Origin of the sequence: Pandoraea sp. PE-S2T-3, from assembly GCF_002179965.1 — a bacterium.
In the GTDB taxonomy this organism is placed as follows: Bacteria; Pseudomonadota; Gammaproteobacteria; order Burkholderiales; family Burkholderiaceae; genus Pandoraea.
The window spans coordinates 259,242-276,141 of the sequence record NZ_NGUQ01000035.1 but is presented as its reverse complement, the minus strand read 5'-3'; the positions used below and the strand labels follow the sequence as shown (position 1 = coordinate 276,141).

Here is a 16,900-nt window from a genome sequence, read left to right as displayed (position 1 = left end):
CGAAGCACCGAGGAGAAACGAGATGGCGCATCAGCCGCAAATCCGCATTCCCGCCACGTATATGCGTGGCGGTACCAGCAAGGGCGTGTTCTTTCGCCTGCAAGACCTGCCCGCCGCGGCGCAAGTGCCGGGCGCCGCGCGCGACGCGTTGCTCATGCGTGTGATCGGCAGCCCCGATCCGTATGGCAAGCAGATCGACGGCATGGGCGGGGCCACGTCGAGCACCAGCAAGACGGTGATTATCGCGAAGAGCGAGCGGCCCGGTCACGATGTGGACTACTTGTTCGGGCAAGTGTCGATCGATCAGCAGTTTGTCGACTGGAGCGGCAACTGCGGCAATCTGTCGGCCGCCGTGGGGCCGTTTGCCATCAGCGCCGGGCTGATCGATGCGTCGCGCGTGCCGCACGATGGCGTGGCTGTCGTGCGCATCTGGCAGGCGAACATCGGCAAGACGATCGTCGCGCACGTGCCGATGACGGCCGGTGCGGTGCAGGAGACGGGCGACTTCGAACTCGACGGCGTGACGTTCCCGGCCGCCGAAGTGCAACTCGAATTCCTCGACCCGGCCGCGGAAGAAGAGGGTGACGGCGGCGGGGCGATGTTCCCGACGGGGCATCTCATCGACGATCTCGAAGTGCCGGGTGTCGGCACCTTCAAGGCGACGATGATCAACGCGGGCATCCCGACGATTTTCCTCAATGCCGAGGACATCGGTTACCGGGGCACCGAGTTGCAGGACGCGATCAACAGCGACGCGAAGGCCCTCGCCATGTTCGAGACGATTCGTGCCCATGGGGCGATTCGCATGGGCCTGATCAAGGACGTGTCGGAGGCGGCCAAGCGTCAGCACACGCCGAAGGTGGCGTTTGTGGCGAAGCCGGCCGATTACACGGCGTCGAGTGGCAAGGCCGTGAAGGCAGGCGACGTGGATTTGCTGGTGCGCGCGTTGTCGATGGGCAAACTGCATCACGCGATGATGGGCACGGCAGCCGTATGCATCGGCGCGGCGGCATCGATTCCGGGCACGCTGGTCAATCTCGCGGCAGGCGGCGGCGAGCGCAGTGCGGTGCGGTTCGGGCATCCGTCCGGCACGCTGCGCGTGGGCGCCGAGGCCGGTCAGGTCGATGGCGAGTGGACGGTCACCAAGGCGATCATGAGCCGCAGCGCACGCGTGCTGATGGAAGGCTGGGTACGGATTCCGGGCGACGCGTTCTGACGGCAGTGCCACGACGGTAGCGGGTTTCGGCGGCTGGCAAGCGTTGCGCTTGTCAGCCGCTTATCATTGGGAATCACGAAACGCCGCTGCGGAGGTTTCAGTGCCGGGCGGTGTTGATCAAACGTCACACGAGCCACACGAGCCACACGAGCCACAGGAGGCAGCCGATGTCCGCTGGCATTTCGAATGTGCGTCCCGCACCCGACAAGGTACTCACCGACATTGTCGACTACGTCCTCACTTACGAGATCCGCAGCGATCTCGCCTTCGACACCGCCCGCAACTGCCTGATCGACACGCTGGGCTGCGGCTTCGAGGCGTTGTCATACCCCGCCTGCACCAAATTGCTCGGGCCAATCGTGCCGGGCACGGTGGTGCCGAACGGCGCGAAGGTGCCCGGCACGCCCTATCAACTCGATCCGGTACAGGCCGCGTTCAGTCTGGGCGCGATGATCCGGTGGCTCGATTTCAACGACACGTGGCTGGCTGCGGAATGGGGGCACCCGTCCGACAATCTCGGCGGCATTCTCATGACCGCCGACTGGCTTTCACGCACGGCCGTCGCGGAAGGCGGCAACCCGCTCACGATGCGTCATGTGCTCGCGGCGATGATCAAGGCCCATGAAATTCAGGGCTGTCTGGCACTTGAGAATTCGTTCAATCAGGTCGGGCTCGATCACGTGGTGCTGGTAAAAGTGGCGTCGACGGCGGTGGTCGGCGAAATGCTCGGCCTCACGCGTGACGAGCTGATCAACGCGTTGTCGCTCGCGTTTGTCGACGGCCAGAGTCTGCGCACGTACCGGCACGCGCCGAACACCGGCAGCCGCAAGTCATGGGCTGCGGGCGATGCCACGAGTCGCGCAGTGCGTCTTGCGTTGATGGCGCGCGCGGGTGAAATGGGCTATCCGTCGGTGTTGACGGCGAAAACGTGGGGCTTCTACGACGTGCTGTTCAAGGGTAAGCCGTTCGCATTCCAGCGGCCCTATGCGTCGTATGTGATGGAGAACGTGCTGTTCAAAATCTCTTTCCCGGCAGAGTTCCACGCGCAGACGGCGGCCGAGGCGGCGATGACGCTGCACCAGCAGTTGCAGAACGCGGGGCGTAATGCGGAGGATATTCAGTCGGTGACCATCCGCACGCACGCGGCCGCGATCCGGATCATCGACAAGCAGGGGCCATTGTCGAATCCGGCCGATCGCGACCACTGCATTCAATACATGGTGGCTGTGCCGCTGCTCTTCGGCCGGCTCACGGCAAACGATTACGAAGACGTGGTGGCTGCCGATCCGCGTATCGATGCGCTGCGCGCCAGAATCGTTTGCGTGGAAGATCCCCAGTTCACGCGCGACTATCACGACCCGGACAAGCGTTCGATTGCCAATGGTTTGACGGTGACCTTCAACGACGGCACCACGCTGGCAGAAGTGCTTGTCGAATATCCCATCGGTCATAAGCGTCGGCGCGATGAAGGGATTCCGCTACTCGTGGAGAAATTCAAGACGAATCTGGCGCGCCGATTCGCGGCGCGTGCACAGGCTCGCATTCTCGAGGTGGCGTTGGATCAACAGCGACTCGAAGCGATGCCCGTGCACAAGTTTGTGGATCTGATGGTGTGACGCTGTGGGTCAGCTCATTCCGCGCTCGCACCGGCCTGCGCCGTGCGGCGCGGTGTGCCGAGCCAGTGGATGACGAGTGCCGTCACCCCCAGCGCGATACCGAACCAGACGATGCCGGTCCAGCCGTAACGCGTCATCAACCAACCGCTGAGCGTGGCACCTACCGCGCCGCCAAAGAATGTGGCCGTCATGTAGAGGCTGTTGATGCGGCCTTGTGCCTTCGGATCGACGGCAAATGCCCGCGTCTGATTCGACACCAACCCGGCCTGCACGCCGATGTCGAGCACCACCACGCCAATCACCAGCAAGGCCAGCGACGTCTGCGCGCCGCCCAGCAACACATACGCCAGCGTCACGATACCGATACTGGCGGCAATCACGCCACGCGGCCCGATCTTGTCGGTCGCCCGTCCGCCGAACGACGCAGCGAATGCGCCGGCTGCGCCGATGATGCCGAAGCCACCGGCCCATGCGCTGCCAAGATGCCACGGGCCGTCGGCAAGCAAGGCCGCCAGATTCACCCAGAAGGCATTGAAACAGGCCCACAGCAGCGACTGAATAATCATCGATTCGCGAATCGGCCGGTTGTCGCGCATCAACGGCCAGAGCGACGCCAGCAACTTGCCGTACGACAGGTTCGTGCTCGGCACGCCCTTCGGCAGCAACGAGGCGGCTGCGATGAAGACCGGAATCATGAATGCCGCTTCGAGCGCATACACCGCTCGCCATCCGTACGCTTCACCGACGGCGCCTGCAATCGTGCGGCCCAGCAGAATGCCGACCATGATGCCGCTCACGACGGTGCCGACCGAACGTCCGCGCTGGCTCGGCGGCGACATCACGGCCGCGAACGGCACCAGTTGTTGTGGCACGCAACTCACAATGCCCAGACCGAACGACGCGGCAATCAGCGCCCAGATGCCCGGTGCGACGGCGGCGGTTGCGGCAAACACGAAGGCGAGGGCGATCTGCGTCAGCACGAGTTTGCGGCGGTCGTAACGGTCGCCGAGCGGCAGCAGCAGCGCGAGCCCGGTCGAGAAGCCGAGCAGCGCCGCAGCGGCAACGAGATCGACCGTTGTCAGATCAACCCCGAGATTCTTGGCGATCAGCGGCAGGATCGGCTGCGTGCAATAGATGTTGGTGACGACCGCACCTGCGATGATCGCCATCATGACGATCTTGCCGCGCGATGCCATTTCGGGCGCGGGATGCGGTGGTGTCGGGAGAGTAGGTTCGCGCACGATGGGCTCCTGAAATATCGATGGATGGGTGCTGGCGCCGGCGCGATGTCTCGTGTCGCCGCGCACGCAGAACCCTTAGCCGCAACACTACGCGCTTGCATCCAGAGAGAGAATCCATCACGATCGGGAATCATCTTTCCAAAATTCGGTAGGATCCATGAACCGGCTAGAGTCGATGTCCATCCTGATTGCCGTAGTCGACGCGGGCAGCCTGTCGGCCGCGGCGCGCCGGCTCGACATGCCGTTGGCAACCGTCAGCCGCAAGGTGGGGGAACTGGAGGCGCATCTGAAAACGCGGCTGTTGCATCGCACGACGCGCCAGTTGTCGCTGACGGAAGCGGGGGCTTCTTACGTGGCGGCATGCCGCAGGATTCTTGAAGAGGTCGGCGAGGCCGAGCGCGCTGCCACCGGGGAGTACGCCACGCCGAAAGGCGAACTGGTGGTGACCGCACCGGTGGTTTTCGGGCGCTTGCATGTGTTGCCGGTGCTGGCCGAATTTCTCGCGCAATATCCGGAGATCGATGTGAGTCTGGTGCTGACCGACCGCGTCGTGCATCTGATGGACGAGCACACTGATGTCGCGTTGCGCATCGGCGAGTTGCCCGACAGCTCGCTGGTGGCGGCGGGCATTGGCACGGTGCGCCGGGTGATCTGCGCGAGTCCGGCCTATTTGGCAAACCACGGCACACCCGCAAAGCCGCGTGAACTTGCGGGCCATGCGTGCATCACATTCGAAGTGCTGGCATCACGGCGCGCGTGGGTGTTCGGCGCGGGCAAAGGTGAGCAGTCGATTCCGATTCACTCGCGCCTGGCGGTCAACACGGCGGAGGCGGCCATCTCAGCGGCAGTGCTCGGCGTCGGGCTCGTGCGGGTGCTGTCCTATCAGGTCGCACAGGCGTTGCAGGACGATACGTTGCGCGTGGTACTGGACGACTTCGAATCGGCACCGCTACCGGTCAGCCTTGTCCACAAAGGGCAGACCCCGCTCCCGCTCAAGCTGCGCGCATTTCTCGATTTTGTGACACCGCGACTTCGTGCGCGCATCGCGCCTGATGCGCGTTGACATTGCCGTTCAGCAAGTTTCTGACTGACAAGGAGCTTTCGGATGATCGATCACATGGAGGTGATGGTTAGCGATTTCGCGACGAGTCGCGCGTTCTATCGGGACGCACTGGCGGCCATCGGCTATTCGCTGATTGCCGAGAAGTCGGCGGCGGAGACGGGGAACACCGATATCGCGGGGTATGGAGAGAACGGCCACCCCGACTTCTGGATCAGTCGCGGCACGCCGAACCGGCCCGCGTTGCACGTGGCCTTTCGTGTGCCGGCGCGGCATATCGTCGATGCGTTCCATCGGGCGGCCGTGGCAGCAGGGGGCACCGATAACGGTGGCCCCGGTCTGCGCGAGCGTTACGGCCCCAACTACTACGCCGCGTTTGTGATCGACCCGGACGGGCACAACATCGAAGCCGTCTGCTACGCGTCCGATTGAGCGCGTCGCCGGACTTAGCCCTTGTGCGTGTAGCGCAAGCGAGTCATCTGCTCGGCGCTGTCGGTCAGCAGACCGGCGGCATCGGCAATCGCCTTTTCCAGCGTGGTCGGCCCGAAGGTCAGCGAGAAACATCCCGAGAACACACGCGAGAGGCTCTCTAGTGCGGTGCGGTCGATGGCGCCCGAGAGCAATGAGGCGGTAGCACCGGCCTTAATGGCGACTTGCGCGGCGATCATCGGTGTCTTGCCCGAGAGCGTCTGACCGTCGCTGCGGCCTTCGCCGGTGATCAGCCAGTCGGCACCCTCCACCGCTTGCGGCAGGCCCACACGTTCGGCGACCACTTCGGCGCCGGAGCGGAACTGCGCACCCAGCAGGTGCAGTGCAAAGCCCAGACCACCGGCGGCACCGGCACCGGCACGGCTCGCCGCCTCATTGGCGCTGAACGCGCGGTGCGCATGCCCGGCGAAGTGCGCAATCGCGCGGTCGAGCGGTTCGACTTGCGACTCGCTCACGCCTTTCTGCGGCCCGAAAATCGCCGTCGCGCCCTGCGATCCGTTCAGCGGATTGTTCACATCGGACATCGCAATCAGTTCGCAGTCCTTCAGACGGCCATCGAGTCCGTTCAGATCGATCGACGCCACACGGTGCAGCGCGGCCGGCACCGGCGGCACCGCCTCACCGGCTTCGTCGAGCAGACGGGCACCGAGGCCGACCAGCAAGCCTGCACCGCCGTCATTGGTGCTGCTGCCACCCAGACCGATCAGCACGCGGCGTGCGCCGGTATCGAGCAGCGCACGCAACAGTTCGCCAAGTCCCACGGTCGAGCGCTCGGCCACGGGCGTTTGCATACCCACCGGATCGGTGATGCTCACGACATTCGCACTCTCGAGCACGCCCGTGCCGTCCGGCATGACGCCGTACTCGGCGGTGACCGATGCCTGACCGGCACCGCGCACCGACAGCGGCACGCGACGCCCGCCCGCGGAGAGCAGCGCTTCGAGCGTGCCTTCGCCGCCGTCGGCCATCGGCCGCAACCGGATCTCGGCCTGCGGTAGCACGCGGGCAATGCCGGCCGCAATCGCGCGCGCAACTTCGGGCGCGCTCAGCGAACCTTTGAACGAATCGGGGGCGATGACGATGATCGGGGCTTGCGCATTGCTGGACATGGCAATCGGGATGGTCGGAATAGGTTGGACAGAGTCACTGACTGGTGCCGCAGCGCTTGGCCGGAGCGTGGCCCGCCAAGGCGTCCGCTTGTGGCGGACCGACCGGCCGGACGGTTTGTCCGGAGACCGGCGAGGCTGGCTCTCACGTGCTGGATCTTGCGGATCTTGCGTTTTCTCGGGGAATTGTCAGCCCCGAGGCGGCGCGGCGCAGTGTGACAGAAACCAGCAATATACGCGATTCGGGCCACCGCGCATTGCGTGAATTGCCATGCTATGAATAACACGAGTAAGATGAGCGCCAGCCGGCGGTGCGTCGTCCTATGCGTCACATTGCCGAAGATTCCGGACGTGCACGTACCCATACCGGGCATTCCAAAGCAGTACCAAAGTAATCTCAACGAACATAACGGCGCGAGCCACGGCCCGTCACGGATGCCCAGCATCACGTGAGCGTCGGCCATCGGCGCCGAGACCAGATACGAAGCTGTCGCCACGCCCGCCCTTGGTTTTGCCTGTATTTGCAGGCCCGGCGCAACGTGTGCGGTGGCATGGCCAGCGTGGAGCGGGGCATGAAGTGGGGCACTGAAACCAATATCGGCGCGACGCTCGTCGCGCCTCGTCGCGGGGTGCGCGCGTCAGGGCGGGGTGCGCTGGCAGTGGGCTCGGCGTGGCTCGCGGCAGCACTGCTCGCCGCCTGCGCGCAGACCGCACCGATGCCGGCGCACGACGATCCGCCCGTGGGCAGCGTCGCCGACGTTGCACCGGAAAATGTAAAAGTCGAGACGTTGCCCGCCTATCGCGACACGATTGCCGACGCGAGAAACAACGGTGCCGTCTGGCAAGGGTCGTCCAAGAAGACCCTCACTCGCGTGAGTGCCTGCACGGCCAAGCTCTGGAAGAAACAACTGCCTTACGCGCGCATCGACCGCACGAAGGCCGGCACCGGGCAGACGCTGCAACTGTCGTCGAAAGACGAGGGCGTCCTCGCCATTCTCGATCTTGCACCGCACAAACCCGGCAGCGAAGGCTCGCTGTATCTGGGCTCGACCGGCTCGCAATCGCTGGCCGACGCCGTGCGGCAGTGCCTCTGATTCTCGGCGCACCTGCCAAACGTCTTGCGGCTGTCACTGTGGTGTCACAGTACTGCGCGGTATGATGGCGGCAAACGTGCACCCGCTCCGGGTGCACGATGGCTTTCTCTTCGCGCGTGCCGATGTCTCCTACCGAATCCATCGATGTTCCCGATGTTGCGACCGTGGCGCAGGACGCCGGACAGGCGTCGCTGAACCCGCGTCAACAGTCGCTCTTCGATGCCGTGCGCCGCGACGGCTTTCTCACGGTCGACGAACTCGCCGCACGCTTTGACGTCACGCCGCAGACGATCCGCCGCGATATCAACTTTCTGGCTGAACTGAAGTGGGTACGCCGCTACCACGGCGGCGTGGGCCTGCCGGGCGGTGCCGAGAACGACGCCTACGATGCGCGTCAGACCCAACTGGCCGACGAAAAGCATCGCATCGCCGCGCGCCTTGCGGAGCAGATTCCCGACCACGCCTCACTGTTCATCAATCTGGGCACGACCACGGAAGCCGTGGCGCGCGCATTGTCGCGTCATCGCGGGCTGCGCGTGATTACCAACAATCTGCATGTCGCTGCGATGATGAGCGGCTATCCCGATGCGGAAGTCATCATTGCCGGCGGCGTGGTGCGCGCTCGCGATCAGGGGGTGACGGGGGAAGCGACACTCGACTTCATTCGCCAGTTCAAGGTCGACTTCGGCATTATCGGCATCTCCGCCATCGATGCCGACGGTACGCTGCGCGACTTCGATTACCGGGAAGTGCGCGTGGCCGAGGCCATCATCGCGCACTCGCGCACGGTGTTTCTCGCCGCCGATCACAGCAAGTTCGGCCGTCCCGCGCTGGTGCGGCTCGGGCATCTGTCGCAGATCGATGCGCTGTTCACCGACCGCGCGGTGCCCCCCGCGATGGCGCAGGTGATCGCCGACGCCGGCACGCAAATCCACATCGCCGACTGAGCGCGATGGGGTGCAAAGACGGCGTCTGACGGCCGCGGATAGTCAAACATGCGCGAAATCCAACAACCTCACCGTGAAATGTGCGATTTCGAACGTCATGAGACGTCATATGTTAAAATTCGAATATTAATGTTCGAAAACGAACATTTTGCGATCCCCAGTCAACTTGACGCCAATGCCCCGGAGTGACGACGTGCAACCATCCGCCCAAATGCCAACGGACCCAACGCTAGCCCCCTATGACCTGTTGGTCGTGGGCGGTGGCATCAACGGCGCCGGGATTGCACGCGACGCGGCCGGTCGCGGCCTGCGCGTGATGCTCGTCGAGCAGGACGATCTCGCTTCGCATACGTCCTCAGCCAGTACCAAGCTCATTCATGGCGGGCTGCGCTATCTGGAGTACTACGAGTTCGGGCTGGTGCGCAAAGCGTTGCAGGAGCGTGAAGTGCTGCTGCGCGCCGCGCCGCACATCATGTGGCCGTTGCGTTTCGTCATGCCGCATATGCCGAACCTGCGTCCGGCGTGGCTGATTCGCGCGGGGCTGTTCCTCTACGATCATCTGGCCCGGCGCGAAATTCTGCCGGGCTCGCGCGGTATCGACCTGCGTCAGCATGCGGCCGGTGCGCCGTTGCGCCGCGATATCACGCGCGGTTTCGTCTATTCCGATGGCTGGGTGCAGGACGCACGGCTGGTCGTGCTCAACGCACAAGATGCCGCCGAGCGTGGCGCGACAGTGCTCACGCGCACGCGTCTGGCAGGTGCCGAGCGCGGCGAGCATATGTGGACCGCCGAGTTGGCGTCGCTGACGACCGACGGCACGGAAACATCACGGCAGACGGTGCGCGCGCGCGCCATCGTGAACGCCGCCGGTCCGTGGGTCGGCCACCTGCTGGGCGATGTGCTGCGCCAGCCCGCGACGCACAGTGTGCGCATGGTCAAGGGCAGCCACATCGTCACGCGCAAGCTGTTCGATCACGACCACGCCTATATCTTCCAGAACCCCGACAAGCGCATCATTTTCGCGATTCCGTACGAACGCGATTTCACGCTGATCGGGACGACCGATATCGAGTATCACGGCGACCCCGCCAAGGTGGCGATCAACGACGACGAGATCGCGTATCTGTGCAAATCGGCCAGCGATTACTTCACCAAGCCCGTCGTGCCGACGGATGTCGTGTGGACTTACGCAGGCGTGCGTCCGCTGCTCGAAGAGGAAGTGTCGAACCCGTCGGCCGTCACGCGCGACTACACGCTTGAACTCGATGCTCCGGCCACGCGTGCACCGCTGCTGTCGGTGTTCGGCGGCAAGATCACGACGTACCGTCGCCTCGCAGAAGAAGCGCTGTCGCGACTGCATGCCCCGCTGGGTATCAAGCAAGGCGATTGGACCGCAGGCGCGCCGCTGCCCGGTGGCGACATGCCCGAGCCCGATGCGGGTGCGTTCGAGGTGTCGTTGCGTGCGCAGGTGCCGTGGCTGCCGGAAGCCCTTGCGCATCGCTACGCCCGCACGTATGGCACGCGCACGCATGTGCTGCTGGCCGATGCCCGCTCGCTCAACGATCTCGGCGAGCGTGTGTGCGGCGATCTCTTCGAGGCCGAGTTGCGCTACCTTGTGCAATACGAGTGGGCGCGCACGGCACAAGACGTCCTCTGGCGCCGCACCAAGCTGGGCCTGCACGTCGGCAAAGAGGGCGAAGCCAGCGTCTTGCGTTGGTTCGAGCGCCAAACGGAAAACACGCCGGAACTGGCGACCCGCTGAAGTCGATTAGAACGATAGGATTGCCCCCGCGCATCGCATCATCGCGCGGGCGGCAAGCCAACCTACCGCCGCACCGGCGGGCTGTATTCAGGAGACGACCTACATGTCAGGACCCTATATCCTCGCGTTCGATCAGGGCACGACCAGTTCGCGTGCGTTGTTGTTCGATCGCGACGGGCATGTCGTAGCCACGGCGCAAAAGGAATTCCGTCAGATCTATCCGCATCCGGGCTGGGTCGAACACGACCCGCGCGAAATTTGGTCGACTCAAGCCGGTGTGGTTGCCGAAGCGCTAACGCATGCCGGAGTTGGCGGCGTCGACATTGCGGCCATCGGCATCACCAACCAGCGCGAGACGACCATCGTCTGGGATCGCCGCACGGGCGAGCCGGTGTACAACGCCATCGTGTGGCAGGACCGCCGCACGGCCGACTTCTGCGAGCGGCTGCGTGCCGACGGTGCGCAGGATATGGTCGCGAGCCGCACGGGCCTGCGTATCGATGCGTACTTCTCCGGCAGCAAGATTCGCTGGATTCTCGACAACGTGGCCGGCGCACGCGAGGCGGCAGAAGCCGGTCATCTGGCGTTCGGCACCGTCGATAGCTGGCTCGTCTGGCATCTGACCGGCGGCAAGCTGCACGTGACCGACGTGTCCAACGCGTCGCGCACCATGCTCTTCAACATCCACCGTCTCGAATGGGACGACGAGTTGCTCGCGCTGCTCGGCGTGCCGCGTCAGATGCTGCCCGAGGTGCGTTCGTCGAGCGAGGTGTACGGCCATACCACCACGTCGTTGCTCTCGAAACCCGTGCCGATTGCGGGCATCGCGGGCGATCAGCAGGCGGCACTGTTCGGGCAGATGTGTCTGCGCCCGGGCATGGTGAAGAACACTTACGGCACCGGCTGCTTCATGGTGATGAACACCGGCGACAAGCCGCAGGCATCGAGTCACAACCTGCTCACAACGGTGGCGTGGAAGATCGGCGATCGTGTCGACTATGCGCTCGAAGGCAGCATCTTCATTGGTGGCGCCGTCGTGCAATGGCTGCGCGACGGACTGGGCATCATTCGTCACTCGCGCGACGTCGAGGCGCTGGCAACCAGCGTGCCCGATGCCGACGGTGTCGTGCTGGTGCCGGCCTTTGCCGGGCTTGGCGCGCCGCACTGGCAGCCGCATGCACGCGGCACGCTGTTCGGCGCGACACGCGGCACGACGGCGGCGCACGTTGCGCGCGCGGCGCTTGACAGCATTGCGTTTCAGACGCTCGACGTGTTGCGCGCGATGGAAGCGGACGCGGGGCTGCACGTCGCCGAATTGCGCGTCGATGGCGGGGCGGCAGCCAACGATCTGTTGATGCAGTGGCAGGCGGACCTGCTGGGGGCCGACGTCGTGCGCCCGCACGTGATCGAGACCACGGCTGCCGGGGCCGCCTACCTCGCGGGGCTGGCGGTCGGTTTCTGGCCGGATATCGATACATTGCAACGCCAATGGCAGTTGCAACAGCGCTTCTCGCGCAAGCTTTCGGAAGAGGAAGTGAATCGCGCTGTCAAAGGCTGGCAGCGCGCAGTGAGAGCCGCAAAAGTGTGGGCAGAGGAAGGCTGAACTTCAGCCCCGCTCCCCACATCAACGCATTGCCCGTCCGGGCGCGACCTGGCGGCGATCGCCGGCCGCTTCGTGACGGCGATGCCGCCAACTGGCGCAACGCTCGCGCGGATGACTGCGGGCTGACTTGGCCGGGCTCGCGGGCGCGAGCGACCGGGCACAGGGACTAAGGGCGCAAGGCCCGGTTCGGCGCATCTGCATGATCCCCTCCCCGACAGTTACCGTCGCATGCCGCGACCCTTCTCACTGGTTCACTGGTGCAATCCGCCCGCATCCGGGGCGCTCCCGGCGAGGGTGCGGCGTCGGGCGTGCCGGGGCCATGTGGCGTGCATGGCGATGTTCCCGAAGCATGAAACCCTGGCGAAGAGACTTCTCCGGAGGCGGACGGCTTGCCCCCTACACGATGCGAGAAGCGTGCCATCCGATGCAACTCCATGAATTTACGCAGAAATTTACCAATCGAAACGAGGTATCTCGACGAGTTCGATAAAAAACGTTTCAGGAATGAAAGATAAATACGGCAGCGGCGGGGGCGTTTGAACCGGAGGCGGTATCCGGGCGCTGCGGCAGGGCGCGCGTCACGATTGTTCGTGCCGGTGACGGCAAATTAGGCAATGCACTTGACACTCAATGCCGACGGGCGTTTGCGCCGACACATGCATCGTTATGCAAAGGGTTATCAACAGTAGTTGTGGATATCCTTGGCGCAATGATCCGCAGGCGAAAGCCGCCCACGGATCATTGGCGGCACGGTCAATGCTCGGGGCCGCCCATCGGGGGCGTGCCCCGGTGTAACAGCTCTGCTTTGACGTGAAGTGATGTGACGTGTTGGGACCTCAGGCGGCCGGCTTCTTGCCGACGGTGAAGGCGATCTCGCCCACACCTGCCACTCCTGCGGTGACCTTGTCGCCCGGTTCGAGCGGACCGACGCCGGCGGGGGTGCCGGTGAAGATCAGGTCGCCCGCCACGAGCTTCACGCTGCGCGAGATTTCGGCGATGAGATCGGGCACCGACCAGATCAACTCGTTCAGATCGCCGGCCTGACGGTTGTCACCATTCACGTCGAGCCACACGCGGCCGTCCTTCGGATGGCCCACTTCGGCCACGGCATGCAGCGCGCCGCACGGTGCCGATGCATCGAACGCCTTGCCCCAGTCCCACGGACGGCGCGTGTCCTTTGCCTGTTGTTGCAGATCGCGACGCGTCAGGTCGACACCCACGCCATAGCCCCACACGAGCGAGAGGGCTTGCGAAGCGTCCACGTTCTCGCCGTCGGCACCAATGGCCACGACCAGTTCGATCTCATGGTGCAACTCGCTGGTGAGCGGCGGATAGGGCAGCGTGCCCTCGGCAGCCACCACGGCATCGGCGGGCTTCATGAAGAAGAACGGCGGTTCGCGATCGGGGTTGCTGCCCATCTCACGCGCGTGGGCGGCGTAGTTACGGCCCACGCAGAACACGCGGCGCACGGGGAACCGGGCATCGCTGCCGGCAACTGCAACCGACGCCTGCGGCGCCGGCGAAATGACGAATTGGCTCATGAGAAAACTCGTGGCGTTATTAAAACTTCGGAAACTCTGGAAATGGTCCCCGCGGATTACTTGGCAAACACCTGCGACAGATCGGCAAACGCCTTGAACTCCAGCGCGTTGCCGGCCGGGTCGTAGAAGAACAGCGTGGCTTGCTCGCCCACTTGCCCGGCAAAGCGCACATGCGGCTCGATCACGAAACGGGTGCCTGCCGCGCGCAGACGCTCGGCGAGCGCGTGCCACGCGGGCATGTCAAGGATAACGCCGAAATGCGGAACAGGAACTTCATCGCCGTCGACCGGGTTCGTGATGCGCTTGCCGGCTTCTTCCGGCGAAAGGTGCGCGACCAGCTGATGGCCGAAGAAATCGAAGTCGATCCAGTGATCCGAACTGCGGCCTTCGGGGCAGCCCATCACGCCGCCGTAGAAGCGGCGGGCGGCTTCGAGGTTGTCGACAGGGAAGGCGAGGTGGAACAGGGGCGTGGCCATAAAGGTCTCCGGTGCAATGTGGGGTTGAACGGCGCTTCGGCGGCGGGGTGCGGAAAAGGCAGCGCCGTGCGTCGAAATCGGGCCGCCAGACAGCGCGGGCCTATTTGCGGTAAATTCTATCCATCGATAAAAATAATAAGAAACGAATAATTCGGCGACTCAGCATCAAAAATTTCGATTAATGATCCGATACCTCAAAACCTTTGTCACGGCAGCCGAAACCGCCTCGTTCTCGGCGGCGGGGGCGCGTCTCGGTTTGACGCAATCCGCCGTCAGCGCGCAGATCCAGCGGCTGGAGGACGATCTCGGTGTCCTGCTCTTCGAGCGCACCGGGCGCGCGGTGTCGCTCTCCGACGACGGACGGCGTCTGCTCGCGCAGGCGCAGGGCGTCGTGTCGGCCTATCAGTCGATGCGCGGGGAAGCCGGAGCGCAGGGCGCGCAGGCGGCGCTGGCACCCATCCATATCGGCGCCATTCTGACCGTGCAACTGGGTTTGCTGCCCGGTGCGATTCAACGCTGGTCGGCGGGGCCTGCCAGATCGGCTGGGGCATCGGCGAGCGCAGCGTCGGTAACGTCATCGGCATCGTCCCCCGCGTTGCCGCATCTGAACATCGTGCCGGGCATGTCGGTGCAGTTGCTCGCGCAGATCGACGCGCGCGAACTTGATTTGGCCGTGATGATCCGCCCGCGCATCGGCGTGCCGGCTGACATGAAATGGATCACGCTGATGCACGAGCCGTACGTCGCCATCGCGCCCAAGGGCACGCGGGGCACCGTCGCCGACTGGGCGGCGGCGCTGCCGTTCGTGCGTTATAACCGGCGCTCGTACGGCGGCGATCTGGTCGAGCGATACCTGCGCCGCCATCGGCTGTGGGTGCGCGAGGGCGTTGAGCTGGATGAACCCGAAGTCATCCTGCGCATGGTGCGTGCGCGGCTTGGCTGGGCGATGGTGCCCGCGACGTTGATCGGCTTGCCGTCCGACGGTGTGGCCACAGGAAAGGCGACAGCGGCCGGCGTGCAGGTCTTGCCGCTAAGCGGTGTGCCGCTGACCCGCGAGTTGGGGGTGCTGGCGCGTCAGTCGGCGCTCAAGCGCGAGCCGGTGGCGGCGCTGGTGAAGTGTCTGACCGACGAGGCGCAGTCGCGCGGATAAGCGGCCAATAAGGCAGACGACCGGTTATCGCCAATCACCGGTGTCACTTCTGCGAGGGCGTTCCCGCTGCACTCGCGTTGGCTGCTTCGCCCGTCCCGGCGGTGGTTCCCGCGCCATCGATCACTCCACCGCCCAACGCCTGCCAGAGCGCCGCAGTGTCTGCCAGACGCGCACCTTGTGATTCGAGTTGGGCGCGTGTGGCATCCAGCGCCTGACGCTGCGCGTCGAGCAACGAGAGATGACTGATGCCGCCAGCGCGATATCGATCGGCGGCGATTCGGTAAGCCGTCTCGGTGCGCTTCGCAGCGTCGGCCCTTGCCGAAAGCGTATTGGCATCGGCCTCAAGCGCGCGCATCGCATCGGCCACTTGGGCAAGGCCGAGCAGCACTGTGTCCTGATACGACGCCAGCGCGGCGTCGTACGCGGCCACGGCCGAGCGCCGTTGCGCACGCAATTCCCCGCCCCGAAAGATCGGCTGCAACAGGTTCATGCCGATACTCCAGATATTGATGCCATCGCCGAGATCGGCCGTGCGCATGCGTTGCGTGCCGAAGCTGCCTGAGAGCGTGAACTGCGGAAACAGGTTGGCCGTGGCCACGCCCACGTCGGCGCTCGCCTTGTGCAACATCGCTTCGGCGGCGCGAATATCAGGGCGGCGCTGCGCGAGCGTCGAGGGCATGGCTACCGGCACGCTCTGCGGCAAACGCAACGACGTGAGATCAATGGCAGGCGACGTGAAGGCACCCGGCGGCTTGCCGAGCCATCGCGCCAGTTGGTGATCGTATTGGGCAATCTGCAAACGCAGCGGCGGCAACTGCGCTTGTGTTTGTGCGACGAGCGCGGCCTGATTCTGCACGTCGAGCACGGCAACGCCGCCTGCGCGCTGGCGTGCCTGTGTGATGTCGAGTTGCGCCTGTTGCGCGGCTAACATGCCCTCCTGCGCAGAGAGCTGTGCGCGCAGCGTGGCTTGGCGCAATGCCGCCGTGACCACATTTCCCGCCAACGTCAGCCGGGCGGCTTCAAGCTCAAAGCGCTGGTAGTCGACTTGCGCAGCCAGACCTTCGAGCGCCCGGCGCGTGCCACCGAACACGTCGAGGGTGTACGAGATGTCGATGCTCGCGTTGTAGAGCGTGAACGGCCCCGGGTTCGGCACGCCGGTGATGCCCATCGATTGCAGATCGACCTGTTCACGCGTGGCCGAGAGCTTGAGGTCTGCCGATGGCAGCAGCCGTGCACCCGCCTGCCCGCGATAGTCCTCCTGCGCCTGACGTAACTTGGCTTCGGCTTGCATCAGCGTGGGGCTGTCGGCAAACGCCTGCGCCACGAGGGCATCGAGCGTGGGCGAGGCGAAGCGGGTCCACCAGTCGAGCGGCACGTTCGCATCCGGCGTGAAGGTCTGCGCCTCGCCCTGCCTGCTGCCGGCGCCAGCCGTCGTCAGCGGGGCGGTGCCGGTCGTGTACTGCGCAACGTCGGGCGGCGTGGGCGTCTTGAAGTCGGGGCCAACGGCGCAGGCGCTCAGCAACACAGCGCCTGCCAGCATGGCGGCAGCGGTACGGGGTTGGCCTCGGCTAAATCGGCTCACTCGAATTGCGCGCATAG

At 64.8% G+C, this 16,900-nt stretch carries 14 protein-coding genes; 9 read left to right on the top strand and 5 right to left on the bottom strand.

Annotated elements, in window-relative coordinates; all coding sequences use genetic code 11:
- Nucleotides 1–22: 22 nt before the first annotated feature.
- A complete protein-coding gene (gene prpF, locus CDV46_RS21715) occupies nt 23–1,216 on the top strand; it encodes a 2-methylaconitate cis-trans isomerase PrpF (protein WP_087724911.1) in 1,194 nt (397 codons plus the stop codon).
- Between the two features lie 167 nt (nt 1,217–1,383).
- Nucleotides 1,384–2,832 carry a bifunctional 2-methylcitrate dehydratase/aconitate hydratase gene (locus CDV46_RS21710; RefSeq protein ID WP_087686923.1) on the top strand — a complete coding sequence of 483 codons (1,449 nt, stop codon included), beginning with the start codon at nt 1,384–1,386 and terminating at the stop codon, nt 2,830–2,832.
- A gap of 14 nt (nt 2,833–2,846) precedes the next feature.
- Here CDV46_RS21710 and CDV46_RS21705 read toward each other — a convergent pair whose 3' ends face one another.
- Entirely contained in the window at nt 2,847–4,028 is a 1,182-nt protein-coding gene (locus tag CDV46_RS21705; protein ID WP_087724909.1) for an MFS transporter, read from the bottom strand.
- A gap of 202 nt (nt 4,029–4,230) precedes the next feature.
- Between CDV46_RS21705 and CDV46_RS21700 the strand changes: the two genes are divergently transcribed.
- On the top strand, nt 4,231–5,136 hold the full coding sequence (locus CDV46_RS21700) for a LysR family transcriptional regulator (protein ID WP_087686925.1): 906 nt from the start codon (nt 4,231–4,233) through the stop codon (nt 5,134–5,136).
- A gap of 42 nt (nt 5,137–5,178) precedes the next feature.
- Nucleotides 5,179–5,565, top strand: coding sequence for a VOC family protein (locus tag CDV46_RS21695; protein ID WP_087724907.1), 387 nt, complete (start codon nt 5,179–5,181; stop codon nt 5,563–5,565).
- Between the two features lie 14 nt (nt 5,566–5,579).
- Here CDV46_RS21695 and CDV46_RS21690 read toward each other — a convergent pair whose 3' ends face one another.
- Nucleotides 5,580–6,731 (bottom strand): glycerate kinase, encoded by a 1,152-nt coding sequence (locus CDV46_RS21690; RefSeq protein ID WP_087686927.1) that lies wholly within the window; start codon nt 6,729–6,731, stop codon nt 5,580–5,582.
- Nucleotides 6,732–7,300: 569 nt separating this feature from the next.
- Between CDV46_RS21690 and CDV46_RS21685 the strand changes: the two genes are divergently transcribed.
- From CDV46_RS21685 to glpK, 4 genes are all read left to right on the top strand, one after another.
- Nucleotides 7,301–7,822, top strand: a complete 522-nt coding sequence (locus tag CDV46_RS21685; RefSeq protein WP_140413452.1) for a hypothetical protein — start codon at nt 7,301–7,303, stop codon at nt 7,820–7,822.
- A 122-nt stretch (nt 7,823–7,944) separates the two neighbouring features.
- Nucleotides 7,945–8,769, top strand: coding sequence for a DeoR/GlpR family DNA-binding transcription regulator (locus CDV46_RS21680; RefSeq protein WP_087687243.1), 825 nt, complete (start codon nt 7,945–7,947; stop codon nt 8,767–8,769).
- 211 nt (nt 8,770–8,980) lie between these two features.
- On the top strand, nt 8,981–10,531 hold the full coding sequence (glpD, locus tag CDV46_RS21675) for a glycerol-3-phosphate dehydrogenase (RefSeq protein WP_087724903.1): 1,551 nt from the start codon (nt 8,981–8,983) through the stop codon (nt 10,529–10,531).
- Between the two features lie 103 nt (nt 10,532–10,634).
- Nucleotides 10,635–12,134, top strand: a complete 1,500-nt coding sequence (gene glpK, locus CDV46_RS21670; RefSeq protein WP_087724901.1) for a glycerol kinase GlpK — start codon at nt 10,635–10,637, stop codon at nt 12,132–12,134.
- A gap of 836 nt (nt 12,135–12,970) precedes the next feature.
- Here glpK and CDV46_RS21665 read toward each other — a convergent pair.
- A complete protein-coding gene (locus CDV46_RS21665) occupies nt 12,971–13,675 on the bottom strand; it encodes a fumarylacetoacetate hydrolase family protein (RefSeq protein ID WP_087724899.1) in 705 nt (234 codons plus the stop codon).
- A 56-nt stretch (nt 13,676–13,731) separates the two neighbouring features.
- Nucleotides 13,732–14,151, bottom strand: coding sequence for a VOC family protein (locus tag CDV46_RS21660; protein WP_087724897.1), 420 nt, complete (start codon nt 14,149–14,151; stop codon nt 13,732–13,734).
- 181 nt (nt 14,152–14,332) lie between these two features.
- Here CDV46_RS21660 and CDV46_RS21655 point away from each other — a divergent pair, with 181 nt between their 5' ends.
- A complete protein-coding gene (locus CDV46_RS21655) occupies nt 14,333–15,301 on the top strand; it encodes a LysR family transcriptional regulator (protein WP_087724895.1) in 969 nt (322 codons plus the stop codon).
- Nucleotides 15,302–15,344: 43 nt separating this feature from the next.
- Here the strand turns inward: CDV46_RS21655 and CDV46_RS21650 are convergent, their stop codons facing one another.
- Nucleotides 15,345–16,898 (bottom strand): efflux transporter outer membrane subunit, encoded by a 1,554-nt coding sequence (locus CDV46_RS21650; protein ID WP_087724894.1) that lies wholly within the window; start codon nt 16,896–16,898, stop codon nt 15,345–15,347.
- Nucleotides 16,899–16,900 lie beyond the last annotated feature (2 nt).

Excerpts from the sequence above, each read along its gene's own strand:
- prpF (WP_087724911.1), top strand. The coding sequence starts at position 23 with ATGGCGCATCAGCCGCAAATCCGCATTCCCGCCACGTATATGCGTGGC.
- CDV46_RS21700 (WP_087686925.1), top strand. The coding sequence starts at position 4,231 with ATGAACCGGCTAGAGTCGATGTCCATCCTGATTGCCGTAGTCGACGCG.
- glpK (WP_087724901.1), top strand. The coding sequence starts at position 10,635 with ATGTCAGGACCCTATATCCTCGCGTTCGATCAGGGCACGACCAGTTCG.
- CDV46_RS21655 (WP_087724895.1), top strand. The coding sequence starts at position 14,333 with ATGATCCGATACCTCAAAACCTTTGTCACGGCAGCCGAAACCGCCTCG.
- CDV46_RS21705 (WP_087724909.1), bottom strand. The coding sequence starts at position 4,028 with ATGGCATCGCGCGGCAAGATCGTCATGATGGCGATCATCGCAGGTGCG.
- CDV46_RS21680 (WP_087687243.1), top strand. The coding sequence starts at position 7,945 with ATGTCTCCTACCGAATCCATCGATGTTCCCGATGTTGCGACCGTGGCG.
- CDV46_RS21660 (WP_087724897.1), bottom strand. The coding sequence starts at position 14,151 with ATGGCCACGCCCCTGTTCCACCTCGCCTTCCCTGTCGACAACCTCGAA.
- CDV46_RS21710 (WP_087686923.1), top strand. The coding sequence starts at position 1,384 with ATGTCCGCTGGCATTTCGAATGTGCGTCCCGCACCCGACAAGGTACTC.
- glpD (WP_087724903.1), top strand. The coding sequence starts at position 8,981 with ATGCCAACGGACCCAACGCTAGCCCCCTATGACCTGTTGGTCGTGGGC.
- CDV46_RS21690 (WP_087686927.1), bottom strand. The coding sequence starts at position 6,731 with ATGTCCAGCAATGCGCAAGCCCCGATCATCGTCATCGCCCCCGATTCG.
- CDV46_RS21695 (WP_087724907.1), top strand. The coding sequence starts at position 5,179 with ATGATCGATCACATGGAGGTGATGGTTAGCGATTTCGCGACGAGTCGC.
- CDV46_RS21665 (WP_087724899.1), bottom strand. The coding sequence starts at position 13,675 with ATGAGCCAATTCGTCATTTCGCCGGCGCCGCAGGCGTCGGTTGCAGTT.
- CDV46_RS21685 (WP_140413452.1), top strand. The coding sequence starts at position 7,301 with ATGAAGTGGGGCACTGAAACCAATATCGGCGCGACGCTCGTCGCGCCT.
- CDV46_RS21650 (WP_087724894.1), bottom strand. The coding sequence starts at position 16,898 with ATGCGCGCAATTCGAGTGAGCCGATTTAGCCGAGGCCAACCCCGTACC.